This window comes from Alteromonas sp. Mac1 (assembly GCF_001562125.1).
GTDB classification, from domain to species: Bacteria; Pseudomonadota; Gammaproteobacteria; order Enterobacterales; family Alteromonadaceae; genus Alteromonas; species Alteromonas stellipolaris.
In genome coordinates this window covers 3,629,843-3,654,488 of record NZ_CP013932.1, presented here as the reverse complement: position 1 = coordinate 3,654,488, position 24,646 = coordinate 3,629,843, and the positions used below count along the sequence as shown (strand labels likewise).

Genomic DNA, 24,646 nt, shown 5'->3' with positions numbered 1-24,646 from the left:
TTGCTCCAGTTACAGTATAATATTACTTGGTGAATGGGCTGCTATCACATTCAAGTACGTGCCAAGGTAGGCCGTGCTCGTTTAGCATGTCCATGAATGGATCTGGATCAAATTGTTCCATGTTCCAAACACCGTTTTCTTTCCAAGTGCCGTTTAGCATTAGTGCTGCGCCAATCATGGCCGGAACACCCGTGGTGTAAGATACCGCTTGTGCACCCACTTCATCATTACACTTAGCATGTTCACAGTTGTTATAGATGAAGATGGTTTTTTCTTTGCCATCTTTCATGCCCGTAATGTAAGTACCAATACAGGTCATGCCGGTATAGCCTTCAGCCAGTGAACCTGGGTTGGGCAGTACTGCTTTTAAGAACTCTAGCGGCACTACTTTTTGGCCTTGGAATTCTACCGGTTCAATACTGGTCATGCCTACGCCTTCTAATACGCGAAGGTGCGTTAGGTATTCATCACCAAAGGTCATCCAAAATCGAGCACGTTTAAGGGTAGGGAAATGCTTCACTAAAGATTCCAATTCTTCATGGAACATGAGGTAAGACGCGCGTACACCAATGTTTTGATAATCTAAATCTTCACGTACGCTCAGTGGATCGGTTTCTTTCCACTCGCCATTTTCCCAGAAACGACCACGTTGAGTAATTTCACGAATATTGATTTCAGGATTGAAGTTGGTCGCAAATGCTTGTCCGTGGTCGCCACCATTACAATCAACAATATCCAAGTAGTGAATTTCGTCGAAATAGTGTTTAGCCGCGTAAGCGGTGTATACGTTGGTTACACCTGGATCAAAACCACTGCCTAACAACGCCATAATGCCAGCGTCTTTAAATTTCTGCTGGTAAGCCCACTGCCAAGAGTATTCGAATTTCGCTTCGTCTTTTGGCTCGTAGTTTGCTGTGTCTAAGTAGTCGGTGTTAGTCGCTAAACACGCGTCCATAATAGGCAAGTCTTGATAAGGCAACGCGAGGTTAATTACTAGGTCAGGCTTAACATCGTTAATAAGCGCTTCTACTTCTTTGGCGTTATCAGCATCAAGGGCGAATACACCTTTAACGCGGTCTGCACCTACTTCTTGTTGCAAAGCTTCACACTTAGACACTGTGCGGCTGGCAAGAAAGATTTCGTCAAAGTGCTGTGGTAAACGTGCACACTTTTTTACGGTTACTGAGGCAACGCCACCAGCACCAATTATTAAAACGCGAGACATAATAATTAATCCCTAAATAAGCTAATGAATTTTGGGCTGAATGCTAGCAGACGATACCAAATTGGCAAGCAAAGACAGCATAGGTTCGACAAAAAATAGTCATCGTAAACACAAGGAAAACGAATAAGCATAATTTATACGCGATAACGCCTATTCTGGCATTGTATTGATGGGAGGGGAAACCACAATTTTGTCACCCACTCGATAATAAGGATAGAGTAATAGCTGTTCCTCATCCTTTGGGCAAGCTGCGCTGATGGCGATAGCGTCTAAACGTGTATGCTTTTGCGTTTCAACCGTCGCGGCATAAACGAGAATGCTGTAACTGTCAGAGTCTGTGGTAGTGTCGATAATTCGCCACTGTAAGCACTCAATGAGCTGACTTTCGTCGATGCGGTAATGGGTTTCTTCGCTAAATAAACAGCCAACTTTTCCATCTTCATAGATAGCCGCGAAGGGGTAGAATACGGAACTGGTAGAAAGCACCATCTCGCATAATTTAAGTGCCCTAGAAACCAGTATGTTTAAAGGTGGTGGTAAGCTACTTGTTCCTTTTATCATGGTGCATCTCCTAACGATTATTGCGTTTGAGCGGTAGCTATGAGTAACGCGAAGCTAGATACAACCAGGCTGAGCTTTTAAATAAATACTCTCCACAGCCTTGATATTAGGTTAAACGAATGTGTGGGTCTATAAGATCAAGGGTTTTTATTTTTTCTGGCACCCTGAATACCGCCAGTGTGAACAATGATAAGTGTCTGTCCTTTTTCAATTGCTTTTTCGAGTGGTTTTTTTTCACATGCATTGGTCGACGTATTCGTAGAAGCCAACGTTGCTAACAAGTTCTTAAGTGCCCAAAACACCTTTCCAGAGTAAACCCCTTCAATTTCGAACGGCATTGTTTGATTGAAGTTTTCACAGAATGTTTGCAGGTACGGGGGAATTTTTCCGTATCCACCGCAATGAAAATCATGACTAATGCTGAATTGGTTTGTTTTGTCAGAGGCCAAAGCAGATGCCTGAGTAAAATTAAGAGCAAGCTCCGGCGCTAGAAACTGTTCGACCAGCCCTTCTAAATATCCCTCTCCTTTTAACACTCCGATACCAATAGCGTGTTGGTGGGGGGACAGGGCAGACGTTAACCCTGCTAAGGTCGCGCCACTAGCAACAGGGGCAATAATATGGTCGAAAGGGATATCTATTTCGTTAACAACTTCTTGAACGCCTTTTAGCGCCGCCACTTGGCTACCGCCTTCGGGAATAATCAACGCATCAGGAAACTGTATGCGTAGGCTGGTTAAATAGGCAGGGTCATCCCTTTGCTGGTAGGTTACTTTATTCACGTAATGAATTTGGGTGCCCCATTGCACTAAATCCTGAATCATTGGGCTGGGGTGTTTTGTGTAATCGCCGCGAATAATAGCGTGAAAAGGAATATTCAGCTGATTACACAAATAACCTAATGCATGTAAATGGTTGGAAAAACCTCCGCCAAAACTGACTACGGAGGAGGGCTGGCTGTACAAAACTGAACTCAGACCCGAGCCCGATCCGGTATCTAAATCCACTGTGTACGGCGGGGTAAGATTAAACGCGTGCTTTAATTTACGCCATTTATTGCCTGAAATGACGGGATGTATTCTATCGTCACGCTTAACAAACATTGATACATGTTCGGCACCTTCCCAGTCTGGCGTAAAGGGCTCGAGAGGCGAGGGTAAGCACAGGGTGTCGGCAAAATTATCTAAATTCAAAATGCGCTGTCAAATGATCAATGTGGCAATCACAACAGTATAACTAGAGCACACCGTAAAATAAAAAGTGTCTTGCTTTTTGGCCTCGTCGTTTTTGATTCTTCACTGCAATTTTTTAATTTGAAGTATCTGGGGCATGAACGCAGTGGCTCAGATTTTAAACGATTTATATAGAAGGTACATGAACATGTTTCAACGCCGTTATGCTTCATTAAACCTTGCTCTCGCAGTAGGAATATCACTTTTGGTTCTATCGAAAAATGTGCTGGCGCAAAGCGTGCCTGATTATGTGACTAAACAGGTGCCTGAGGCGAAAGTAGTGGGTAATGCCATGTTTACGTATCTTTTCTGGGATGTATACGACGCTACGCTTTATGCCCCTAAAGGAGAGTGGCAGTCTAACGCTCCATTTGCGTTAAAGCTAGATTACCAACGAGGGCTAGACGGTAAAAAAATAGCACAGCGTTCAGTAGATGAAATGCGCAAGCAAGGTATTAGCGATGAAGCAAAGTTAAGCGAGTGGCGAGACAAAATGGTGGCGCTTTTTCCCGATGTTGAAGACGGTGATGTGATAACCGGCGTGGCCACAACAAATCGAGCCAGTGAGTTTTATATCAATGGCGAATTGGTTGGCAAGATTGAAGATGAAAATTTCACTCAGGCTTTTTTCGATATTTGGTTATCAGAAAAAACGTCTGAACCGAAGCTACGCAAGGCCTTGCTACAAAATTGATGCTCCTGTTCTTTTTGTATTAAAAGCAACGACTCGAGTTTATTAAGAAAGTTTAACAACAAAAAGCGCAGCAACAAGCGTAGTGGATTGTACCTATTAGCAAAATGCTTAATAAAAAGCATACGCCGCTAACAGGCTGCACGCTAACTGTACAGTCACATAAATTTAAACTGAGGTAATTATGAAATTTATTCAGCGCTCGGTCGCAGTCGGACTTCTGTCTTGCTTTGCCCTCATCGCAGGGTGTTCTACATCGATAGATGGCAATACGTACAAACAAGTTTCACCCACCTTCAATATCGAGGAATTTTTTGCCGGTAACGTTCGAGCATGGGGAATAGTGCAAAATCGGTCCGGCGAAGTGGTTCAGCGCTTTGTGGTAGATATCGAAGGTAAAAACGAGGGCGGCTCGTTAACGCTAGACGAGACATTTACTTACGGGGTAGGCGAAGGGCCAAAACAACGTACGTGGAAAATCGTTAAACAGGCCGATGGCACCTACGTAGGAAACGCGGGTGACATAGATGGTCCTGCAACAGGCACATCGTACGGTAACGCATTTAACTTTCACTACAATATGGATTTACCGGTTGATGATACAACCTACGCCGTTACCTTCGATGACTGGTTTTGGGCATTTGACGATAGTGCCATGATGAACCGATCATACATTAGAAAGTTTGGTGTGGTGATGGCAGAAGTGACTATCTTTATGCAGAAACAAGATTAGTGTAGGTTTGGCTTTTTATTAAAGCATCAACGGGGGAAGGTGAAAACAACACCCAACCCGTGACCTTGCATAAGCGGGTCGTGCACGAACCAAAGCTTACCTTTGTGCAGTTTAATAATTGCCGAAACAAGAGATAATCCCAATCCGTTTCCTTCACAGGTTCTGCTTTTGTCAGCCTGAAAGAAGCGGCGTTCTAAACTATCAAGTTCGTGTTCATCAACACCCTTACCATTATCGTTAACGCTAATAATCACATGCGAAGATGTGGCGGTAAGTTGAAGCGTCACTGTGCCGCCATCAGGGGTGTATTTTATGGCGTTATCTAGCACATTCGCTACAGCTTGAAACAGCAAGTTAGGATCGCCGTAGAACTGAATTTTAGACAGTTGGCTAATAAGCTTAATATCTCGGTCTTCGGCCAATGGCTGATATAAATCCTCCACGTCCGTAACCATATCGCTAAGCTCAGTTTCACAAAACCCTTCTTTTTTGTGAACCGTTTCTAGTTTGCTAATACGTAAAAGACTATTGAACATGTTTAATAGTTTGTCGGCTTCGTAGGTCGTTTCGTGCCGAAGCTTTTCATCATCAATATGTTCTAAATTATTGCGTAAGCGAGCCAGTGGAGTACGCAAATCGTGGGCGATACTATCGCTTACCGACTTTATATTGTTTACCGCACTTTCAATGGTATCGAGCATATGATTGAACACAACTGCTAGTCGACTTAAGTCATCCCAGCTGCTGTCTATTTCCAAACGTTCTTCCAAATTACCGGTACGAATAATGTAATCAGCAGTTTGTGCCATGCGGTTTATGCGTTTAACCACGTAAAGTGCGACCGCAAAGCTTATGGCACCCAAAACACATAGCAAGGCAATAATTATCCAACCAAACGTTTTCCCTAACCACTGTGCACTGTATAAATCATCAATATTCCGGCCAACAAACAAAGAATAACCCGCAAGGTTTACTTCTTCGAAAAGAATGCTGTTGGTGGAGTCAGAAAACGAATAGCTGGTGCTGTCTTGCGCAGTGCTGCCTTTGCCACCAGTGAAGGCTGGTAAGTTGATAATGCTGGTGGAGGAAGTGCCAGAGTCAACACTTGTACCCATGGTAATAGGCCACAGTGGATAATTGCCCGCTACTATCTGGTTTTCGCTGTCGCGAAGTACCACAATTAATCGAGATGGCGTAAAGGAGTGTGAGGTGTCGATTTCGTTCGAATCTGGCGAAAGACTTGGTGAGGTTCTTGTCTTAATATTGCTGATTACGGCTTCAATGCCCGCTTGTTCATGCAATAGCGTAAACGCATACGTTTCTGCATCAACAGCAGCGCTTGCCTCACGAATAAATACGTCACTACTGGCAAGGCGCCAGAAGTAAACGATAAATAAAATAGCAACAAGCGCTAATGAAGTAAGTAGTACCCCAACACGGAAACTAGAACTTCGGGTGAAATTACCTATTGCTAACACACAACAGGATCCGCAATTCTATATCCCGTGCCTCTTACGGTTTCAATCAGAGGGACGTTAAATGCTTTGTCTACTTTTTGACGCAGACGGCTTATATGCACATCGATAACGTTCGTTTGCGGATCGAAGTGATAATTCCAGACTTGCTCCAACAACATGCTACGTGTAACGACTTTCCCTTGATGGCGCAATAAGCATTCTAACAACTGAAACTCTTTTGATTGTAAGTCTATTTCGGTGTCACCGCGTTGTACCTTTCTGTTCACAAGGTCAAGGGTGAGATCGCCCACTTTAATAAGTGTTTTATCGCCGCTTTCGCGTTCTCTTCCCGCTAATCCTTCTACACGGGCAAGTAGCTCTTCAAACGCAAAAGGTTTAGTTAAGTAATCGTTAGCGCCTGAACGCAAGCCTCGCACTTTATCTTCTACTTGGCTTTTCGCGCTAAGTAGTAGGACTGGGGTAAGCACGTTGTCATTCCGTAAACGTTCCAAGATAGTAAAGCCGTCTAATAAAGGAAGCATTACATCTAGTACAATAACATCTACATCATTGGACAAGGCTTCAGCTAAGCCTCTTTCGCCATCACGCGCTGCAACGCAGCTGTGCCCTTCACCAATAAATCCTTTTTCAATGTGAGCGGCAACCTTAGGATCATCTTCAACAAGTAGCACATTCATGATTTTGGTACTTCTAATTAATGGAGTTAAATATCAACGTTTATACATACAATCTATCGTGTTGCGATCACTTTGAGATGCTTTTAACACCCCTATTAAAACGGACATTAGCGTTATATGGCGTAAAATGTTGAATGTCCCCGCGAGCACATTTCATCTGTACTTCGTGCCAGTATTCAGGGGTCATCAGGTCACCATGTAACGACTTCAAAATATCCTTAAGTTTCCGTTTTCCAACAATAAAATGCTCAAACTGCTCGGGGAAAACATCGGTTGGACCAACCGACAACATGTCCATCGCATAAGGGTCATCTGATTTGGGTAGCGCTCTAAAATGACGTTCGTTCATTAAACATATTTCATCATAGTCGTAAAAGATAACTCTGCCATGACGCGTAATACCGAAATTTTTATGTAACATATCGCCTGGGAAGATATTGGCCATGGCAATCTGCTTAATACAAAGTCCGAGTTCGTTTAAAGCGCTGCGTATTTTATCTTCATCTTCTTCTTGTTGAAGATACAAGTTAAGCGGCGTCATTTTACGTTCTATGTATAAATGCTTGATGACAAGTTCATCTTCGGTAAATTCTAGGCTAGATGCGCAGGTTTCCTTTAACTCTTCAATGAGTAAAGGGTCGATTCGAGACAGGGGAAAGCGAAAGTTAACGTATTCATGGGTGTCTGCCATGCGGCCAACACGATCTGACATTTTCACTAACCGGTAGCAGTCTTTAACATGCTCACGGGTGATCTTCTTACTTTCTGCAAATTCATCTTTGATGATTTTAAACACCACACCGTAAGAGGGTAGGTGGAAAACCATCATTACCAATCCTCTTATGCCAGGAGCGGCCTCGAAGTGATCGTCAGTGGTATCCATGTGATCGAGGAAGTTTCGATAAAAGACCGTTTTTCCATGCTTGTAGTGACCCAGTGACATGTATAGCTCAAAGTGTTTTTTATTGGGTAGGAGTTCTTGTAAAAACGCAGCCACTTCTGCTGGGTTTTGGGTATCAGCCATGAAGTAACTTCTGGCAAAACCGAAAATAACGCTCAAATCACTTCTGTGTGTAAGTAATGCATCTACGAACAATGTGTGTTCATCACTGCGTTGCAACGAGATAACAAAAGGAAGGGTTTCTTCTGGCATACAAATTCTGCCAATAAGATACGCTGATTTTCCTCTAAAAAACGTGGGCTTTAGAAGTTCGACGGTATGAACGCTGGCCAATTGCTGTGTGGTTAATCGCTTTCTAAGTGCTTCTTCAAGGTTTTGCATGTCACGTTCATAGTCTTCAAAAGGGATGCCGTAGCGATAGATTTTGAATATAGACACGTACATCTCGCGCACCGTGGTAGTGGTATCGAAGCTGTGAATGACCTTATCTCGGTCTTGGCCGGGTAAAAAGCAGCGACTTGGCAATACAAACATCATGCTGTTGTCTATTTTGCGGTGCTTGAATAAACGCCCAATTACTGAGTTATAAAAGGTTTCGGCCAGCTCAAATTGCGGGTGACCTTCAAGTTGTCGTGCGAACGTCTTCTTTAGCTCTTGCCAAAATTCGTCATTCTTTTTGTGTACTTCAGTTAAATGGTAAACATCGGCAACGGCATCGGAAAGGCTTTGCTCATAAATGGTAATGCGCTCTTTTGACGCTAGCTGAATTTCTTTCCATTGGCCTTGTTCAAATCGAGATTGGGCACCTCTCGTGATACGCGTAAACCAACGATAGCTCTTATCAAAATGAGAAAGAATTTGATAAGCGACTTTTTTAGAAAGGGTGACATCCAGCATAATTTAGCCTTTAACAATTAGTGATTTTTCATGCGGCGCAGTGAGTTTTATTTTTAAGTTTGGCTGCATATACCTCCTAAAATAACAAAAATTTACGATAAGCTACTGGAAAATTAGCCTAAAAGTGTTTTTTTATACTTTCGTTTAATATAGTCTTAACCTTACTTTATTCATCCACGTTTTCGACAATACATTTACAGCTACCAATTCTATGTAGCGAATTAAGTACTTGTAGATTACTAAGAGTAGACCATGAGCTTCAACATTCTGATTTGTGACGATTCGGCGCTAGCGAGAAAAATGGCGCGCCGTAACTTGCCCGATGGATTAGCGAGTGAAATTTTTGAAGCCTCTAATGGCGTGGATGCACTTGAGGTAATGGGGCATCATCGCATTGATTTAGTGCTGCTAGATTTAACCATGCCGATACTCGATGGAGTTGGTGTGCTTGAAGAAATAAAGCGCCGTAAAATTGAAGTGTTTGTTGTAGTCATTTCAGGTGATATTCAGCCAGTAATGCAAAACCGCGTGATGGAGTTGGGCGCTCTGGCGTTCATTGAAAAGCCGCTTAAACGACTGCCTTTAGAAACTACCTTAAAACGCTACGGCTTTATCTTGCCAGAAACCATGGCATGTTAAAGAACGAAGAAAATAAAGAAACAACTAAAAATAAAGAATATTAAAAAAGGAGCTCAATGAGCTCCTTTTTGCTTTTAATCTTTCTAGTGCAAACTGATATGAGTTTTAATCGAACCAGTGGCGGGTTCTATTGGCAAACCAAACCAGCGACAACATTACAGGCACTTCAACCAACACACCCACTACAGTCGCCAACGCGGCACCACTGTGTAAGCCAAATAATGAAATGGCAACAGCCACGGCCAGTTCGAAAAAGTTAGACGTACCAATCATGCAAGCAGGTGCGGCAATATTGTGTGGTAGCTTCATTTTTTTCGCTGCAAAATACGCTATCGCAAAAATACCGTAGGTTTGAATAAGAAGCGGAATCGCGATAAGCACTATATCTTGAGGTTGAGCCAATATTGTTTCTGCTTGAAAGCCAAACAGCAATACAATGGTAATTAATAGCCCAAGGACTGAGAATGGCTTTAAGCGTTCGATAATTGCGGTAACGGCTTGCTCGCCTTTTTTCTCAATCTTTTTGCGGGTTACTACTCCTGCAATTAGTGGCAGTACCACGTATAGGACAACCGAGAGAAGTAAGGTATCCCAAGGTACTGTAATGTCAGTAACACCTAGAAGCATCGCGGTAATAGGGGCAAACAAGATGATCATTATTAAGTCATTAATCGAGACCTGCACCAAGGTGTAGTTGGCATCGCCTTTAGTTAAATGGCTCCACACAAAAACCATGGCGGTACAAGGGGCTACGCCAAGTAAAATCATACCCGCGATATATTCTGTGGCCGTTTGTGGGTCTACCCAGTCGGCAAAAATGCCTTTAAAGAATAACCAACTAAGTAGTGCCATAGTGAAAGGCTTGATAAGCCAGTTCACCACGAGAGTGAGCACCAGCCCTTTAGGCTTTTTACCTACATCCTTGATAGATGAAAAATCAATTTGAATCATCATAGGGTAAATCATGAGCCAAATCAGTACCGCTATAACCAAATTTACGTGGGCGTACTCAAGGCTTGCAACCAGGGCAAAAAAATCAGGGAAAAGGCTTCCGACAGTTACGCCAGCAATAATACAAAGCCCCACCCATACAGAGAGGTATCGTTCAAAAAATCCCATGAGACACTGTCCTTAATGGTTTTAATGTCTTTTATGTTGATAGTAGCTAGCTACTATGGTGTTGATTAAATCGTTTTTTGGTTAACGCGTTTACTCAATTCCTCTGCGCTTTCAACACGCTCAGAATAGCGATTAACAAGATGATCCTTGTTGTCGCGAGTCAGCAGGGTAAATTTCACCAATTCCTCTACTACATCGACGATGCGGTTATAGTACGAAGATGGCTTCATCCGGCCATTGTCTTCAAATTCTAAAAAGGCTTTTGCTACCGATGACTGGTTTGGAATGGTCAACATGCGCATCCAACGACCAAGCACTCGCATTTGGTTTACTGCGTTAAATGACTGGGAACCACCGCTTACTTGCATTACCGCTAGCGTTTTTCCTTGGGTTGGACGAACCGCGCCAATGCTTAATGGCACCCAATCGATAATACTTTTAATAATGCCTGTCATGCTTCCATGACGCTCAGGAGAGCACCAAATTTGCCCTTCAGACCACATCATTAATTCACGAAGCTCTTTTACCTTGGGATGGGTTTCATCTTCGGTATCCGGCTGAGGCAAGCCTGTTGGGTCAAAAATTTTGGCTTCACAACCATAGTATTCAAGCAATCGTGCGCTTTCTTCAATCACGAGTCGGCTGTAAGAACGCGCTCGTAACGATCCGTAAAGTAATAATATACGCGGCTTGTGTTCAGAGTACGTTTTTGCGAAATCTTCAGAAGTTGGTGAAGGCGCAACGCTTGCCACTAAATTGCTAGAAGGTGATGCTGGTTCAGACATTATTGCGCTCCTTTTTCTTGCAGGGCTTTTTTAATGTCTTCAATAGCGAGTTTGCGAGAAACAATATCGGTAAGTGCGGCAACGCGTTTTTCGATAATATCGATAGTGTTATAAAACGCTTGAGCTTTGTCTTCTTCACTGCCTTCTATTTTCGACGGATCTTCAAGACCCCAGTGCAGCTTTAGTGAATTACCGAAGTATACAGGGCAGGCCTCACCGGCCGCAGAGTCACATACAGTAATAACGATGTCAGGCTGGTAGTCTTCAAAGTCATCCCAAGATTCGCTTTTAAGCCCATCTGTACTATAGCCTTGCTCGGCTAGGTACTTTAATGACAAAGGATGTACTTCACCCACAGGTTGGCTTCCCGCACTGCGCGCTTCTAAGGATGAATGGCTTGAAGCATTAGTAATGGCTTCACAAAGGATGCTACGACAACGGTTGTGCGTGCAGATATACAATATTTTCATTACAAAAATCCTGGTGGTTTACGTCACATATTTGAATAAAGTAAGAAGAGCGATTAACAGTCCGTGTCACATTTGAGATTGTTCAGTGCGTCTTTAATGTATTCCGCATTGCTGCTGGCAGATAAATGAAGAACCTCTTTTGCCCATGCTGGAAGAGCTGGATTTAAACGATAATAAACCCACTTACCACGGCGTTCGTCAGCCACTAGCTCGCACTTGCGTAAATCGGCTAAATGACGAGAAATTTTAGGTTGGCTGAGGTTAAGGGCTTCTGTGAGATCGCACACGCAAAGCTCGTCTTTTACACAAAGCATTAATAATGTTTTTAGCCGAGTTTCTTCCGCCAGACATTTAAACAATGACAGCGGTGAAAGCGACACACATTTTGAAGATACTGATGCAGTCATCACTCATCTCAAATACGTTAAATCATATATGTTGCATATCGTATATGATTTTTCGTATATGTAAAGCGAAAAGAGTAAGTCAGTAAGCTAACTACTTAGGAGGTGGGTTATTGAATTGTGAGTTTTATTTTGGGGGCTCTATTTGTGGAGTGACGGTTGTGGAAATGTTTGCGTTATTTCCTGCATTGAAGTCGTCGATAACCGTATTCATAAACGCAAACCATGTTTGGTTAGGTTGCCAAATAGCAAGTAAGTCTTGTTTTGCCGATAGTTCTGACTCACCCAATGCGGTAATGCGGTATAAGTAGGTAAATACAGCGCCCCGCCAATTCAATTTACAGTGTGTAAGCACTTTATCGTCATTTGAGTTCCCTAGTGCCATATAGCCAATATACTCTTTGAAATTAGCAAGGGTGGGGTTTTCCCATTCAACCTGAACATTGTGATAGTTCAGCGATAACCCCTCAACCACTTGCTGTTCTTGCAGTCTATCGCCGGGTATTAAATCGATAACCCGATTTACGCCTTCGTCTTTTAATAATTGAAAGTGTGCAGCAGAAGGTAACCCTGAACTCACCATGTGGTCGTTATTGACTTGGTAATTGGTTAACGAGTCGAGAGTAATTTCAATGTTAGGCGTAGGCGTCGTTTCAGAGCTAACTTTAGCTTCTACGTTATTAGTTTCTGTGCTTTCAGCTGCTTGGTTCGCGTATGCATTACTCAGGGTTAATGCGATAGATAAAACTGACGACAAAGCGACTAACATTTTCATTTTAAGGTCTCGTTATTGATATTTTTAAAAGGGGAATAATCGTTAACGATTAAAGCATTACTCTTTGCTTGCATCTTTATGCTTTTCATATCGGTCCATAGCATCTTTTAACGAACTATAACTTTCTTGTAGCTCAGGGTTGTCGATAATTAATGAGCGCAGGTGCATTTGTGATTCAATACGCATGACTCGAGTTTGAATATCAACAAGCCCTTCGTCTGGAAGTCTACCGCCTGTTGTCACTGCAATATCAATAAGCTGTGTTCTTTTCGCTTTTATATAACGAGATTCACACTCTTTTCGCTTTATTTTTGAGCCTTTTGGTGCTCGGTAATGACAAATGACTTCGAACTCAGGTACATCATTGTACTTATTAAAAACATCGAAAAATTCGTAAGAGCGCTGTTTTATAGCGTACTTTAATTGATGCAATTTTAGTTTAGCGGTGACTTCTATGGTTTCAATGTCGTTTTCTTTTTCAGGTGCCTGCTCAGAATCTGCTTTACTAAAACAGGGGGCGGACGCAGAAAGTAACACTAGGATAATTAGCACATTTAGCTTTTTTTCCATTTTCTTTTTCATGAAATCACAAATCCTTTTGTATGATATATACACACTAATATATTTTTCTGGTAAAGAGCAAGTGCACTATGTGTTTGATGGTTTTTTAACGATTGATGTCGAAAGGGCAGTTGGATTAAACATATTCAAATACTTCCTACTTAGCCAAATAATAAAAGGGACGCCGATTAAACTTGGCAATACCCAACTTCCTATTTGAAGTAGGGGGAGGCTTTGAAATAGCGAGCGGCCACCGAAAGCGAAAAACGCAGTGTAGGCTCCAATGCCTGACCCGATAATATGCCCAATGTGTTGAATTACCCATTCCCCCTTAGCGATGTCATTTTTGAATGCATATCGTGCAATACCAATACAGTTAAAAAGAGCAAGGGGGGCAAAAATTTGGGTCAGTGTAATGTTGTATTTTATGCCTTGATATAAGGCAATGCTGGCCACGATAAATAATGCGCTGGGTAGCCATAAGTATTCAATATTACGAAGTTCGGCACGATTCGCTTTTACTTCAAGCACCCGTTTTGCGTGGCGAACGTTGTTCCAAACCAGCAGGCTTAGCATCAATAAAAATATGTATTGGCCTTGAAGGTAAGCAAGAAAATACTCAACAGATTCAAAATGTGCCGGCATTGTAGGGAAAATGAGAAGGGGAGCAAGCAGCACTAATGATGAGCTAACCACGCCACTGACTGATGTCAGCGTCATTGTGGCCAAGTAAATGTTACCTATCTTTTTATGTTGTTTTCCGCCCTTCTTAGTGAAGCATGGCCCCCAAAAAAGTAACAGTGATATTGCACCACAAATAATATGAAATATAACGATAGCGCTGTGAATGTTCTGCATGACTTACATCCTTAATGTTGTGATGTAGTCAGTTTGCCAATATCTTCTTTGTTGTATTAGTGCTGAAAGTCACAAGATAGAAAGTGACTTTTGGCCTATGTATTTATTCCCGCTTAAGTTAATAATAGGTTTATGAAAATAATTAGTTTTTTTAATATAGAGCGAGCAAGCGCCTCAGTTACATGGCTGTTTGTGAGTTGCTCAGCGCTTTACTATGCATTTGCAAAATATGGTGCCTCATCCCACAGGCCATGGTTAATTGTTGCGGTGGTTGTTGGAATAGCGGCGTGCCTTAGCGTAATAACTCGCCGAGATATGACGCTTCCTAAGTGGCGTATTCCTCTATTAATTGCAATGTACTTATTGGCAGTGGGAGGTTTGTTCTTACTTCCCTACAGCTACCTTGCTATATTTTTGGTGATATGGTCGGCACTGTTACCTTATTATGCAGGGTGGGGAACGTGTTTGGTCGTTTCGGTATTCGCCGCATTACCTTTAGGAGTGATACATACCTTTTATTGGCAAGATCCCCACGCATGGCTAACAGCGGCGCTGTTTTGGACATTTAATTTGTTTGCCATGATGATGTCGAATGTGGCTATTAAAGAAAAGTCGGCCAGAGAAAAATCCGAAGCACTAAATCGACAATTAACCAGTACCCAGCAACTTATTCACCAAGCTGGTCGGCAAGACGAAAGGCTGCGAATTGCCAGAAATATTCACGATGTACTGGGTCACCACTTAACTGCACTGACCATTCACTTGCAGGTGGCTTCCCACAAAGCCAACGCAGCAGGCCAAGACGAGGTAAAGGCACATGTAGACCAATGTCACAGCTTAGCAAAGTTGTTACTTTCAGATGTGCGAGAAGCGGTTTCTGATATTCGTGAAAACGCGCCATTAGATTGGCAACAAGCGGTAAGGGCATTATTTAAAGACTTACCGCGACCCAGCCTTCAATTATCTATTGCTGATAATGTCAGTATTGAAGATGTCTCGACAGCTGATATTTTGCTTCGCTGTGTACAAGAAAGCTTAACCAATACTATTAAGCATACGCAGTCTGCGCACTTGTATGTGACCTTGGAAAAAAACCAAGAAGGGTATTCATTAACGCTACAGGATGAACAAGTGCCTACGGCAAAAACAATACAGTTAGGGAATGGGTTAACAGGTATGTCGGAGCGAATCGAAGAGGCGGGTGGCTCAGTGAAGTTTAGTTTTAATAAACATGGCTTTTCTACACATATATTGTTGCCGGAGCCGCTATGAGCATTCGTGTTGTGTTGGTAGAAGACCAAATGCTAGTGCGACAAGGTATTCGATCGTTGTTGGCACTGGATAGCAGTGTTGAAGTAGTCGCGGAATGTGATGACGGTGCCCAAGTTATTAATACGCTTACTATTAATAGTGCAGATATTGTATTAATGGACATTCGTATGCCCGAAATGACGGGAATTGATGCCTTGCGTGCCATGCGCGACCATAACATCGATACCCCCGTTATTATGCTAACCACATTTGACGATCACGAACTGGTGACCCAAGCGATGCAGTCGGGGGCGAAAGGATATTTACTTAAAGATGTCTCGCTGGAAACTTTAATTAGCGCAATTAAATCGGTAGTTAATGGGGAAACCCTTATTCAACCAAGCGTAACCGAAAAAGTGCTTAAAGGGTTGCAAGGGTTAGAAGTGAATTTCGAGTCGTTTGAACAGCCAGAAACCTTAAGCCCAAAAGAAATAGAAATTTTACGCTTAGTTGCCGCCGGTTACAGCAATAAAGAAATATCTGAAGCGATGTTTAAATCAACCGGAACGGTTAAAAATCAAGTTTCTGCGATTATGGCGAAAATGGGGGTACGAGACAGAACCCGAGCAGTACTTAAAGCGCTAGAATTGGGTTGGTTGTAAACACAAAAAAGCCCGCATAAGTTACTCAACGCGGGCCTTTTACACTTGACGGCAATAGTGACAACTAAGAGCTATTTATTCATATGAACAACAGAGCGAATACTTTCACCTTTGTGCATTAAATCGAATGCATCGTTAATTTCATCTAGCCCCATTGTGTGGGTGATGAATTCTTGCAACCCGAACTCGCCATCTAAATAACGCTCAACAATGCCAGGAAGTTCAGAGCGACCTTTCACACCGCCGAACGCTGAACCACGCCATACTCGACCAGTTACAAGCTGGAATGGGCGAGTAGAGATTTCCTGACCCGCACCGGCAACACCGATAATCACCGATTCGCCCCAACCTTTATGACAACACTCTAACGCCGAACGCATTACGTTCACGTTACCAATACACTCAAATGAGAAATCAACACCGCCGTCAGTCATTTCAACAATGACTTCCTGAATAGGTTTGTCGAAATTTTTAGGGTTTATAACGTCAGTCGCACCAAGTTGTTTGGCTAGGTCAAACTTACTTTCGTTAATATCAATACCAATAATGCGGCTAGCGCCAGCCATACGGGCACCAATGATGGCTGAAAGCCCAATGCCGCCTAAGCCGAAGATAGCAACGGTATCGCCTTCTTTCACTTTTGCAGTATTAAGTACTGCGCCCATACCGGTAGTAACACCGCAGCCTAACAAGCAGACTTCTTCAAGGGGCGCTGATTTATTTACTTTCGCCAATGAAATTTCAGGTAAAACAGTGTACTCAGAAAAGGTAGAGCAACCCATGTAATGGTAGATTGGCTCACCGTCTTTCGAGAAACGGCTGGTACCATCTGGCATTAAGCCTTTACCTTGGGTTTCACGCACTGCTTGGCATAGGTTGGTTTTGCCAGACGTACAGAATTTACATACACCGCATTCTGCTGTGTATAAAGGAATAACATGGTCGCCTACTTCAACAGAAGTCACGCCTTCACCAACCATTTCAACAATACCGCCACCTTCGTGGCCAAGTACAGATGGGAAAACACCTTCTGGATCGTCACCTGAAAGGGTAAATGCATCGGTATGACACACGCCAGTGGCAACAATACGTACTAGCACTTCGCCTTTTTTCGGAAGCTCTACGTCAAGCTCTTCCATTTTTAATGCTTCGCCTGGGCCCCAAGCAACAGCTGCTTTAGACTTAATATGAGTCTGACCTTCTTTCAATGCTAATGTCATGGCATGCTCCTAATATAATACTGCGTGGGTAAACAGCACGATGCCGCTACCTGTAATGTCTAGGTTATGAGATAGATTATAGACCTGAGGTCTGGTTTTATAAATACAGATTTGGTAATTCATTATTACTTGAGTGTAATAATTAGTTGGTGTTTAATTATCAGTTAAACGGTGCCCTTTATTGAGTATCATCAATTGTAAGCACCATGCAGCAAACTAGAATCAATAAGGGTAAACGCCATGATGTGGGAAGGTATTGCAGAGTTTTGCGCAGTGGCCAGTACTGGCAGTTTTACCGCGGCGGCTACCAAGTTAGACACATCAGGTGCGCAAATTAGTAGAAAAGTCGCTAACGTGGAAAAGCGTTTAGGGGTAAAGTTATTCAACCGCACTACTCGAAGTGTGTCACTGACTCAAGCTGGGCACATTTATTTTGAGCAATGCCAGCCCGCACTAAGTGCCTTGGCAGAGGCAGAGCTCAACGTGAGCCAACTTCAAAAAGTACCCCAAGGACTAATTAAGCTCACCGTGCCAGTCGCCTTTGGCGAGGCTTTTATTGCTCCGCTTATTAATCAGTTTTTGAAAAAATACGAAGGTATAGAGGTGGAGTGCCGGTTTACTAACGACACGATGGATATTATCGACGAGGGCTTTGACCTTGCTATCCGCATTGGCAATTTAGAAGACTCGACAATGGTGGCCAAAAAGCTGGCTACTCGGCAACTCTACGTTTGCGCCAGCCCTGAATATTTACATGCTTTTCCTGCACCAACGAGTACCAACATGCTTAGTGAACATCAGTGCTTAGTAGGTTCACAGCCTCACTGGCGCTTTAATCATGACGGGAAAATACAAACCGTAAGGGTGAAGGGACGTGTGAAGTACAACAGTGGTAATGCACTACATCATGCTGCCTTGGCTGGGCTGGGATTAGTGCAACTTCCAGGGTTTTATGTGCGCGATTCGTTAGCCTCAGGCAAGTTAATTGAAGTGCTATCGCCCTATCGAGACAAGCGAGAGGCGGTATGGGCATTGTTCCCATCGAATAGGCATTTAGTGCCAAAAATACGCTTATTAGTTGATTTTCTATCGGCGAAGTTAATTGATGATGAATAGTGGGTTTCGTTATATTTTCTGCCACTTATAATGGAATATCGCTGAAATCGAAATGTGAAATGGATTGTGTTTCACTTTTTGCAATACAGTATGGTGAAAACTGCGGTTGACAGATAGACGTCTATACGGCAAATTGACCCTATGAAAACGATTCTTCTTATTGGCACCACCGGCATTATGATTACCACCTTAAAACGGGCGGTCGCTGGCTAGTGCAAGTAAGCATAAGACAACGAAAGCCCGCCCTCACAGAGAGCGGGCTTTTTTTTACTCACGTCATAGTAACCGTTAAAAGCAGTAACCTGGCGTAACCGATATAGGAGCAGCACATGAAAGTCTTAAAGTTTGGGGGCTCATCACTTGCCGACGCACCGCGCTACTTGCGCGTGAACGACATTAGCACGGCCACCCACCAAACCGATGGCGCTGCAGTGGTACTTTCTGCCCCTAAAGGGGTAACGAATGCATTGTCACTTTTGTGTGAGCAAGCAGCCGCTGGCGAAGATTTCCACCCTCTATTTGAAAAATTGACGTCTACCGTGACCGGTATTGCTGATGCACTAAACGAAGAGCTCAGCGGCTTCGCTCACGCTGATGTTACTGACTTTATTCAGGCGCAACTGCGTGTACTCAATCAGCACCTCGATGGCATTAAATTGTTAGGTGTAGCACCTGACAATATTGCAGCCGGTATATTAAGTATTGGTGAGTACATCTCGGTTACGTTATTTAGCGGTATCTTAACGGCAAAAGGCGTTAAAAATCGTATTATCGACCCTGTGACTTACATTCTTGCAGAAGGTGAGTACTTAGACAGCATTGCTGATGTTTCATTAAGTAAAGCTCGTTTTACTGATGTGCCTGTAGATGGCAGTGAATTATTGGTAATGCCTGGTTTTGTTGCTGCGAACGAGGCCGGTGAAAAAGTAACGCTTGGACGCAATGGCTCTGACTACTCTGCGGCTATTTTAGCGGCTTGTATCGACGCGAGCTGTTGTGAGATCTGGACCGATGTAGACGGCGTGTATAATGCCGATCCGAATCAGGTTGAAGGCGCAGTACTTCTTGATAAGCTAACTTATCAAGAAGCCATGGAGCTTTCTTATTTTGGTGCGAAAGTACTTCACCCTAAAACCATTGGGCCAATTGCACAGCATCATATTCCTTGCCTAATTCGTAATACGCTTAACCCTGCGGCACCTGGCACGTTAATTAGTAACGAAGCCAGTGAAAAATGGACCTCGGTTAAAGGCATCTCACAACTTGAAAATGTCACTATGTTCAACGTGGCAGGTCCTGGCCTAAAAGGCATGGTTGGCATGGCGAGCCGTGTGTTTGAAGTAATGTCGAATGCTAATATTTCTATAAGCCTAATCACTCAGTCATCTTCTGAATACTCAATAAGCTTCTGTATTCAAAGCAAAGATGCTGATCGCGCATTAAGCTTGTTAGAAGATGCTTTTGCGTTAGAGTTGCAAAACCAATTGTTAGATCCTATTGAAGTACGCCACGACTTAGCGATTGTTACCCTAGTGGGTGACGGTATGCGTCATGCGAAGGGCTTAGCGGCGCGCTTCTTTAACTCGTTGGCGCAAGCTCGCGTTAATAACGTGGCAATTGCCCAAGGGTCTTCAGAACGCTCTATTTCAACGGTTATTGAAAATAAACGGGCGAAAAAAGCCGTTAAGGTAATCCATCAGAATTTTTTCTCAGACCGCCATACCATTGATGTATTTTTAGTAGGGTGTGGCAACGTGGGAACCGAGCTGTTAAGCCAAATTGCAAAACAACAGCCAGCTTTACTTAATCGTAATATTCAGTTGCGGGTTTACGGTATTGCCAATAGCCGTAAGTTGTTACTCAATAGCCAAGGTATTGACCTAAACCAAGACTGGAAACCCGCATTAGATGCGGCCAGCGAAGGGCTTTCTGTTGAACGTTTGCAGCAGTTTGTGAACGACAATAGCTTAGTAAACCCAGTTATTGTGGATTGCACCAGTCATGATGCTATTGCTCAGCAATATGTAGACATGATGGAAAATGGTTTTCACGTAGTGACACCAAACAAGAAAGCCAATACTAGTTCAATAGACTACTATCGTAAATTGAAAAAGACGGCATTATCTACCAACCGTCAGTACTTGTACGAAACCACAGTAGGTGCCGGCTTGCCGGTTATCGATAACCTTCAAAAGCTATTTAGTGCCGGTGATGTGTTGCATCGTTTCGAAGGTATATTGTCAGGCAGCTTATCTTACGTATTCGGTAAATTAGAAGAAGGCATGTCGTTATCGCAAGCCACTGGTTCAGCTAAAGACAATGGGTATACCGAGCCAGATCCCCGTGATGACTTAAGTGGTATGGACGTTGCGCGTAAACTGCTTATTATGGCTCGTGAAGCAGACCTAGATCTTGAACTTTCTGATATTGAAATTGAATCAGTGTTGCCAGCCGGTTTTGCCGAAGACTGCTCCATTGATGAATTCATGACACAGTTACCTGAACTTGATGCTGAATTCGCTAAGCGTGTAGATGCTGCAAAAGCCGAAGGAAAAGTACTTCGCTATATTGGCAGCATTGAAGGCGATAAGTGTAAAGTAACTATTGAGGCGGTACCTGCATCTAACCCATTATCGCAAGTAAAAGACGGCGAAAACGCGTTGGCCATTAACAGCGATTATTACCAGCCTATTCCTTATGTTATTCGAGGCTATGGGGCAGGTGGTACAGTAACGGCTGCGGGTGTATTTGCAGATATACTGCGTACTATGCCATGGAAGCAAATGGCACACTAACTGGCTCTTCTTCTAGAACAAAAGAGCCACTGAAGTTAAAAGAGTAATTAAAGAAAAGTATTATGAAAGCATTACGAGCATATGCGCCAGCATCTATTGGCAATGTAAGTTTAGGGTTTGATGTACTAGGCGCCGCGCTTGCCCCTGTCGATGGTTCCCGCTTAGGCGACGAAGTCGATATTGAGAGTGCAGATACCTTTTCGTTAAACACGGTTGGCCCTTTCGCACACAAATTGCCTGGCGACGCCGATAGCAATATTGTGACGCAATGCTATCACTACTTTTGTGCGCAAATGGAAAAGGTGGGTAAAACCACCACGCCAGTGGCGATGACCTTATCTAAAAACTTGCCTATCGGCAGTGGACTGGGGTCGAGCGCAAGCTCAATTGTTGCTGCCTTCGTTGCGCTAAATGCTTTTTTCGATTATCCCTTCGATGAAGACACTTTGTTGACCATGATGGGCGAATTAGAAGGGCAAATCAGCGGTAGTATTCACTACGATAACGTAGCGCCATGTTATGTTGGCGGTATGACATTGATGACAGGCGCTACGTCGCCAGTTACCTTGTCGCTACCTTTAGTGAAAGACTGGTATTATGCTATTTGTTATTCTGGTATTAGCGTCTCTACGGCGGCCGCCCGAGACATATTACCCAAGCAGGTTGACATGGCCACAGCGCTAACATTTGGTCGCCAGCTAGGGGTGTTTGTACACGCCTTGCATGCAGGAGAAAATGAGCTTGCAGCTTCGGTGATGAAAGATGTGATTGCTGAACCCTATCGTAAACAGCTATTACCGGGTTTCGATGACGCAAGAGCCTTCAGCGAGCAAGAAGGCGCGTTAGCCTTTGGTATTTCGGGTTCAGGTCCAACGGTATTTGCCGTGTGTGATAGTGAAGAAAAAGCGCAGCGTATCGTTGCCTATTTAGACGAACATTATATTCAAAATGAAGATGGCTTTAGCCATGTGTGCCAAATCCCTGAGCAGGGAACCACGGTTGGCCCTATCACTTAATGAAGTGATACAGCAGCTAGATGTTACGGCACAACGAAAAAAGGTATTAAAACGTGGAATTGGTTAATTTAAAAGATGCACAGGACACTGCCTCATTTTCTGAAGCAGTTAAAAGAGGGTTGGGTAAACAACAAGGTTTGTATTTCCCTACTCATATTCCGAAACTAGAAAACATTGATGAACTGCTTGAAATGCCGTTCGCGGAGCGCAGCATTGCAGTACTTCGCGCCATTATTGGTGATGAGCTTAACAATGGTGAATTAGAAGAAATCGTGAATACCGCGTTTGCCTTTGGCGCGCCGGTAGAGAAAGTAAGCGACAACATTTATACCTTGGAGCTTTTCCACGGGCCCACGTTGGCGTTTAAAGATTTTGGTGGTCGCTTCATGGCGCAAACCTTATCAAGAATCAGTGAAGGTAAACCGGTCACTATTCTGACTGCTACCTCTGGAGATACAGGGGCTGCGGTAGCGCATGCATTCCACGGTATTGATAATATCAATGTGGTTATCTTGTTCCCTAAAGGGAAAATTAGTGCACTGCAAGAAAAGCTGTTTACCACCCTTGGTGGTAATATTCACACAGTCGCGGTGGAATCTGACTTTGATGAATGTCAGTCGCTAGTGAAGGCCTCATTCGACGACCCAGATATTCGTGAAGGTTTACACCTTAACTCAGCCAACTCAATTAATATTAGTCGCTTACTCGCTCAAGTGTGCTATTACTTTGAAGCGGTAAGTCAGTTACCTAAAGAAAAGCGTGACCAACTGGTTATCTCAGTACCAAGTGGTAACTTTGGTAACCTAACTGCCGGTATGATTGCTAAATCAATGGGCTTACCGATTAAACGCTTTATCGCTGCTACTAACGCCAATGATACTGTACCTCGCTATTTAAAAACCGGCGAGTGGGCACCGAAGAAGACAGTCGCTACCATGTCGAATGCCATGGATGTTAGCCAACCTAACAATTGGCCACGCATTGAAGCCTTAATTGAGCAAGGCTATGTAGATAAAAGCTGCTTAAAAGGCGAAATGGTAGATGAAGAGTACACTCAGTTAGCCATGCGGCAATTAGCGCAGTTAGGCTACACCAGTGAGCCTCATGCGGCTATTGCTTACCGTGCAGTAAGCCATGACCTAGAAGACGGCGAAATTGGTCTTTTCTTAGGTACTGCGCATCCTGCGAAATTCCGTGAGACGGTAGAAAACGTATTGGGTACACCTATTAGCTTACCTAAGCCGTTAGCTGATGTTGCCGGTGAAGACAGCCTAGCGGTTGATTTACCTGCCTCTTACGATGCTTTAAAACAGCATATGTTGGATTTACTAAAAGCGTGACCACATGGGCACAAGCATTGGGCAGTGAAGAAGGCAAACCTTACTTTAAAGCCCTAATGCAAAAAGTAGCATCTGAACGTGAAGCGGGTAAAGTTATTTACCCGCCTTCAGAAGATGTATTCAACGCACTGAACATGACACCGCTTGAAAAGGTTAGGGTAGTGATATTAGGGCAAGATCCTTATCACGGCCCACATCAAGCCCACGGCTTATGCTTCTCGGTTTTACCAAATATTAAAACACCTCCTTCGCTGGTTAATATTTATAAAGAATTGGCCAACGATATTACCGACTTCTCAATTCCAAACCATGGCACGCTTACCCCTTGGGCAAAGCAAGGCGTACTGCTGCTTAATACAGTATTAACGGTAGAGCAGGGCAAGGCACACAGTCATGCTAAGTGGGGATGGGAAACCTATACCGATGCGGTAATAGAGGCGGTTAACACGCACGCAGAAAACGTGGTGTTTTTATTGTGGGGCAGTCATGCACAGAAAAAAGGCAAGCATATCGATCGCACTAAGCACTGTGTGCTACATGCGCCGCATCCGTCACCATTATCAGCTTACAGAGGCTTCTTTGGCTGTCATCATTTTAGCGACACCAATGCCTACCTAACAAGCAAAGGGCTTTCACCCATTCTTTGGCAGGTATAGTCTATGGCAGCACCTGGCTAGAATAGCGAGTGACTAAAAGCCAGCGTCAGCCATAGTGCTTACGCAGCGTCGAAAGTTAAGAACCCAGAAAGTAAAAAGGCCGCCTGTTATGAAGTGACCCCATTAAGTTGGACTCATTTCTAAGCGGCAACCAAGGCCTGATTTCGATATTGTATCGGACTCAGGCCTTTTAATTTCAGCTTAATATTGCGCTAGTCGCGCTAGATTTAACTTAAATGCTCTGTGATGTTTGGACATAAAAAGACCCCCAGTAATTGGATAGTCCAACTATTGGGGGTCACTTCATTATTAGCAGGCGGCCTTTATATTATCTTTCCAGTGTTTCTAACTCGTATTCGAAACCACAATCGAGTTCAGAGAGCTCCTTTTCCAGTTTGAAGCGATCTTGAAGCGCTTCAATCTCTCTCCACTTGCGTTTTTTACTTTTTGTTTTCGCTGGGCTTGCTTCAATATCTAGCATGGCAAATAAGTCTGATTTGTCCACTGGGATTCTCCTTTTTATTACCACTACAACAATACAGAGTTTAGTTTTTATTCCCTCTGTATAATTTTGTATCACAGCC

At 43.4% G+C, this 24,646-nt stretch carries 26 protein-coding genes; 10 read left to right on the top strand and 16 right to left on the bottom strand.

Annotated features, from left to right (window positions below):
- Positions 1–22 precede the first annotated feature (22 nt).
- From AV939_RS15650 to AV939_RS15640, 3 genes are all read right to left on the bottom strand, one after another.
- Positions 23–1,225, bottom strand: coding sequence for a saccharopine dehydrogenase family protein (locus AV939_RS15650; protein ID WP_057789823.1), 1,203 nt, complete (start codon positions 1,223–1,225; stop codon positions 23–25).
- A gap of 150 nt (positions 1,226–1,375) precedes the next feature.
- Complete coding sequence (locus AV939_RS15645) at positions 1,376–1,786, bottom strand: hypothetical protein (protein WP_061997885.1); 411 nt, start codon at positions 1,784–1,786, stop codon at positions 1,376–1,378.
- 137 nt (positions 1,787–1,923) lie between these two features.
- On the bottom strand, positions 1,924–2,982 hold the full coding sequence (locus AV939_RS15640; protein ID WP_082604829.1) for a 1-aminocyclopropane-1-carboxylate deaminase/D-cysteine desulfhydrase: 1,059 nt from the start codon (positions 2,980–2,982) through the stop codon (positions 1,924–1,926).
- Between the two features lie 178 nt (positions 2,983–3,160).
- Between AV939_RS15640 and AV939_RS15635 the strand changes: the two genes are divergently transcribed.
- Both AV939_RS15635 and AV939_RS15630 read left to right on the top strand, forming a co-directional pair.
- Entirely contained in the window at positions 3,161–3,712 is a 552-nt protein-coding gene (locus AV939_RS15635) for a chalcone isomerase family protein (protein ID WP_231519326.1), read from the top strand.
- Between the two features lie 181 nt (positions 3,713–3,893).
- Entirely contained in the window at positions 3,894–4,442 is a 549-nt protein-coding gene (locus AV939_RS15630) for a DUF3833 domain-containing protein (protein ID WP_061997883.1), read from the top strand.
- A 26-nt stretch (positions 4,443–4,468) separates the two neighbouring features.
- Here the strand turns inward: AV939_RS15630 and AV939_RS15625 are convergent, their stop codons facing one another.
- From AV939_RS15625 to aceK, 3 genes are all read right to left on the bottom strand, one after another.
- Entirely contained in the window at positions 4,469–5,920 is a 1,452-nt protein-coding gene (locus tag AV939_RS15625; RefSeq protein WP_061997882.1) for a sensor histidine kinase, read from the bottom strand.
- Complete coding sequence (locus tag AV939_RS15620; RefSeq protein ID WP_061997881.1) at positions 5,914–6,597, bottom strand: response regulator transcription factor; 684 nt, start codon at positions 6,595–6,597, stop codon at positions 5,914–5,916. The genes AV939_RS15625 and AV939_RS15620 overlap by 7 nt, the downstream gene beginning before the upstream one ends.
- Before the next feature lie 67 nt (positions 6,598–6,664).
- Positions 6,665–8,395, bottom strand: a complete 1,731-nt coding sequence (gene aceK, locus AV939_RS15615) for a bifunctional isocitrate dehydrogenase kinase/phosphatase (protein ID WP_082746065.1) — start codon at positions 8,393–8,395, stop codon at positions 6,665–6,667.
- Between the two features lie 252 nt (positions 8,396–8,647).
- Here aceK and AV939_RS15610 point away from each other — a divergent pair, with 252 nt between their 5' ends.
- A complete protein-coding gene (locus AV939_RS15610) occupies positions 8,648–9,034 on the top strand; it encodes a response regulator (RefSeq protein WP_061997880.1) in 387 nt (128 codons plus the stop codon).
- A 105-nt stretch (positions 9,035–9,139) separates the two neighbouring features.
- Here the strand turns inward: AV939_RS15610 and arsB are convergent, their stop codons facing one another.
- The 7 genes from arsB to AV939_RS15575 all read right to left on the bottom strand — a co-directional run bounded on the left by arsB (position 9,140) and on the right by AV939_RS15575 (position 14,006).
- A complete protein-coding gene (gene arsB, locus AV939_RS15605; protein WP_061997879.1) occupies positions 9,140–10,153 on the bottom strand; it encodes an ACR3 family arsenite efflux transporter in 1,014 nt (337 codons plus the stop codon).
- A gap of 65 nt (positions 10,154–10,218) precedes the next feature.
- Positions 10,219–10,938, bottom strand: a complete 720-nt coding sequence (gene arsH, locus AV939_RS15600) for an arsenical resistance protein ArsH (RefSeq protein ID WP_138118219.1) — start codon at positions 10,936–10,938, stop codon at positions 10,219–10,221.
- Entirely contained in the window at positions 10,938–11,408 is a 471-nt protein-coding gene (locus tag AV939_RS15595) for an arsenate reductase ArsC (RefSeq protein ID WP_057789841.1), read from the bottom strand. The genes arsH and AV939_RS15595 overlap by 1 nt, the downstream gene beginning before the upstream one ends.
- 53 nt (positions 11,409–11,461) lie before the next feature.
- Positions 11,462–11,815: a metalloregulator ArsR/SmtB family transcription factor gene (locus AV939_RS15590; RefSeq protein WP_057789843.1), complete on the bottom strand. Its 354-nt coding sequence runs from the start codon at positions 11,813–11,815 to the stop codon at positions 11,462–11,464.
- Positions 11,816–11,939: 124 nt separating this feature from the next.
- Entirely contained in the window at positions 11,940–12,587 is a 648-nt protein-coding gene (locus AV939_RS15585) for a protein tyrosine phosphatase family protein (RefSeq protein ID WP_231701226.1), read from the bottom strand.
- Positions 12,588–12,644: 57 nt separating this feature from the next.
- Entirely contained in the window at positions 12,645–13,169 is a 525-nt protein-coding gene (locus AV939_RS15580) for a hypothetical protein (protein WP_057789846.1), read from the bottom strand.
- Between the two features lie 66 nt (positions 13,170–13,235).
- Complete coding sequence (locus AV939_RS15575) at positions 13,236–14,006, bottom strand: hypothetical protein (RefSeq protein ID WP_057789848.1); 771 nt, start codon at positions 14,004–14,006, stop codon at positions 13,236–13,238.
- A gap of 132 nt (positions 14,007–14,138) precedes the next feature.
- On the opposite strand from AV939_RS15575, the gene AV939_RS15570 reads away from it, so the two are divergent.
- Together AV939_RS15570 and AV939_RS15565 are read left to right on the top strand one after the other, a co-directional pair.
- Positions 14,139–15,278 carry a sensor histidine kinase gene (locus AV939_RS15570; RefSeq protein WP_057789850.1) on the top strand — a complete coding sequence of 380 codons (1,140 nt, stop codon included), beginning with the start codon at positions 14,139–14,141 and terminating at the stop codon, positions 15,276–15,278.
- Complete coding sequence (locus AV939_RS15565) at positions 15,275–15,919, top strand: response regulator transcription factor (RefSeq protein ID WP_057789852.1); 645 nt, start codon at positions 15,275–15,277, stop codon at positions 15,917–15,919. Before AV939_RS15570 ends, AV939_RS15565 begins: the two co-directional genes overlap by 4 nt.
- Before the next feature lie 71 nt (positions 15,920–15,990).
- On the opposite strand, the gene AV939_RS15560 is transcribed toward AV939_RS15565, so the two are convergent.
- Positions 15,991–17,139 (bottom strand): S-(hydroxymethyl)glutathione dehydrogenase/class III alcohol dehydrogenase, encoded by a 1,149-nt coding sequence (locus AV939_RS15560; protein ID WP_057789854.1) that lies wholly within the window; start codon positions 17,137–17,139, stop codon positions 15,991–15,993.
- A gap of 240 nt (positions 17,140–17,379) precedes the next feature.
- On the opposite strand from AV939_RS15560, the gene AV939_RS15555 reads away from it, so the two are divergent.
- From AV939_RS15555 to ung, 5 genes are all read left to right on the top strand, one after another.
- The gene (locus AV939_RS15555) at positions 17,380–18,255 is read left to right on the top strand and encodes a LysR substrate-binding domain-containing protein (protein WP_061997878.1); all 876 of its coding nucleotides are present in this window, start codon (positions 17,380–17,382) and stop codon (positions 18,253–18,255) included.
- 329 nt (positions 18,256–18,584) lie between these two features.
- Complete coding sequence (gene thrA / locus AV939_RS15550; protein ID WP_057789858.1) at positions 18,585–21,050, top strand: bifunctional aspartate kinase/homoserine dehydrogenase I; 2,466 nt, start codon at positions 18,585–18,587, stop codon at positions 21,048–21,050.
- 62 nt (positions 21,051–21,112) lie between these two features.
- On the top strand, positions 21,113–22,066 hold the full coding sequence (gene thrB, locus AV939_RS15545; protein WP_057789860.1) for a homoserine kinase: 954 nt from the start codon (positions 21,113–21,115) through the stop codon (positions 22,064–22,066).
- 53 nt (positions 22,067–22,119) lie between these two features.
- A complete protein-coding gene (thrC, locus tag AV939_RS15540) occupies positions 22,120–23,406 on the top strand; it encodes a threonine synthase (protein WP_061997877.1) in 1,287 nt (428 codons plus the stop codon).
- On the top strand, positions 23,403–24,062 hold the full coding sequence (gene ung, locus AV939_RS15535) for a uracil-DNA glycosylase (protein WP_061997876.1): 660 nt from the start codon (positions 23,403–23,405) through the stop codon (positions 24,060–24,062). The genes thrC and ung overlap by 4 nt, the downstream gene beginning before the upstream one ends.
- A 140-nt stretch (positions 24,063–24,202) precedes the next feature.
- Here the strand turns inward: ung and AV939_RS20525 are convergent, their stop codons facing one another.
- Together AV939_RS20525 and AV939_RS20070 are read right to left on the bottom strand one after the other, a co-directional pair.
- Complete coding sequence (locus AV939_RS20525; RefSeq protein WP_442854556.1) at positions 24,203–24,268, bottom strand: IS3 family transposase; 66 nt, start codon at positions 24,266–24,268, stop codon at positions 24,203–24,205.
- Between the two features lie 122 nt (positions 24,269–24,390).
- Entirely contained in the window at positions 24,391–24,567 is a 177-nt protein-coding gene (locus tag AV939_RS20070) for a DUF3545 family protein (RefSeq protein WP_013782890.1), read from the bottom strand.
- Between the last annotated feature and the right edge of the window lie 79 nt (positions 24,568–24,646).

What these genes read in the sequence shown, in the direction of transcription:
- AV939_RS15650 (WP_057789823.1), bottom strand. Translation starts at nt 1,225, where the DNA reads ATGTCTCGCGTTTTAATAATTGGTGCTGGTGGCGTTGCCTCAGTAACC.
- AV939_RS15645 (WP_061997885.1), bottom strand. Translation starts at nt 1,786, where the DNA reads ATGATAAAAGGAACAAGTAGCTTACCACCACCTTTAAACATACTGGTT.
- AV939_RS15635 (WP_231519326.1), top strand. Translation starts at nt 3,161, where the DNA reads ATGAACATGTTTCAACGCCGTTATGCTTCATTAAACCTTGCTCTCGCA.
- AV939_RS15630 (WP_061997883.1), top strand. Translation starts at nt 3,894, where the DNA reads ATGAAATTTATTCAGCGCTCGGTCGCAGTCGGACTTCTGTCTTGCTTT.
- AV939_RS15620 (WP_061997881.1), bottom strand. Translation starts at nt 6,597, where the DNA reads ATGAATGTGCTACTTGTTGAAGATGATCCTAAGGTTGCCGCTCACATT.
- aceK (WP_082746065.1), bottom strand. Translation starts at nt 8,395, where the DNA reads ATGCTGGATGTCACCCTTTCTAAAAAAGTCGCTTATCAAATTCTTTCT.
- AV939_RS15610 (WP_061997880.1), top strand. Translation starts at nt 8,648, where the DNA reads ATGAGCTTCAACATTCTGATTTGTGACGATTCGGCGCTAGCGAGAAAA.
- arsB (WP_061997879.1), bottom strand. Translation starts at nt 10,153, where the DNA reads ATGGGATTTTTTGAACGATACCTCTCTGTATGGGTGGGGCTTTGTATT.
- arsH (WP_138118219.1), bottom strand. Translation starts at nt 10,938, where the DNA reads ATGTCTGAACCAGCATCACCTTCTAGCAATTTAGTGGCAAGCGTTGCG.
- AV939_RS15595 (WP_057789841.1), bottom strand. Translation starts at nt 11,408, where the DNA reads ATGAAAATATTGTATATCTGCACGCACAACCGTTGTCGTAGCATCCTT.
- AV939_RS15590 (WP_057789843.1), bottom strand. Translation starts at nt 11,815, where the DNA reads ATGACTGCATCAGTATCTTCAAAATGTGTGTCGCTTTCACCGCTGTCA.
- AV939_RS15585 (WP_231701226.1), bottom strand. Translation starts at nt 12,587, where the DNA reads ATGAAAATGTTAGTCGCTTTGTCGTCAGTTTTATCTATCGCATTAACC.
- AV939_RS15580 (WP_057789846.1), bottom strand. Translation starts at nt 13,169, where the DNA reads ATGAAAAAGAAAATGGAAAAAAAGCTAAATGTGCTAATTATCCTAGTG.
- AV939_RS15575 (WP_057789848.1), bottom strand. Translation starts at nt 14,006, where the DNA reads ATGCAGAACATTCACAGCGCTATCGTTATATTTCATATTATTTGTGGT.
- AV939_RS15570 (WP_057789850.1), top strand. Translation starts at nt 14,139, where the DNA reads ATGAAAATAATTAGTTTTTTTAATATAGAGCGAGCAAGCGCCTCAGTT.
- AV939_RS15565 (WP_057789852.1), top strand. Translation starts at nt 15,275, where the DNA reads ATGAGCATTCGTGTTGTGTTGGTAGAAGACCAAATGCTAGTGCGACAA.
- AV939_RS15560 (WP_057789854.1), bottom strand. Translation starts at nt 17,139, where the DNA reads ATGACATTAGCATTGAAAGAAGGTCAGACTCATATTAAGTCTAAAGCA.
- AV939_RS15555 (WP_061997878.1), top strand. Translation starts at nt 17,380, where the DNA reads ATGATGTGGGAAGGTATTGCAGAGTTTTGCGCAGTGGCCAGTACTGGC.
- thrA (WP_057789858.1), top strand. Translation starts at nt 18,585, where the DNA reads ATGAAAGTCTTAAAGTTTGGGGGCTCATCACTTGCCGACGCACCGCGC.
- thrB (WP_057789860.1), top strand. Translation starts at nt 21,113, where the DNA reads ATGAAAGCATTACGAGCATATGCGCCAGCATCTATTGGCAATGTAAGT.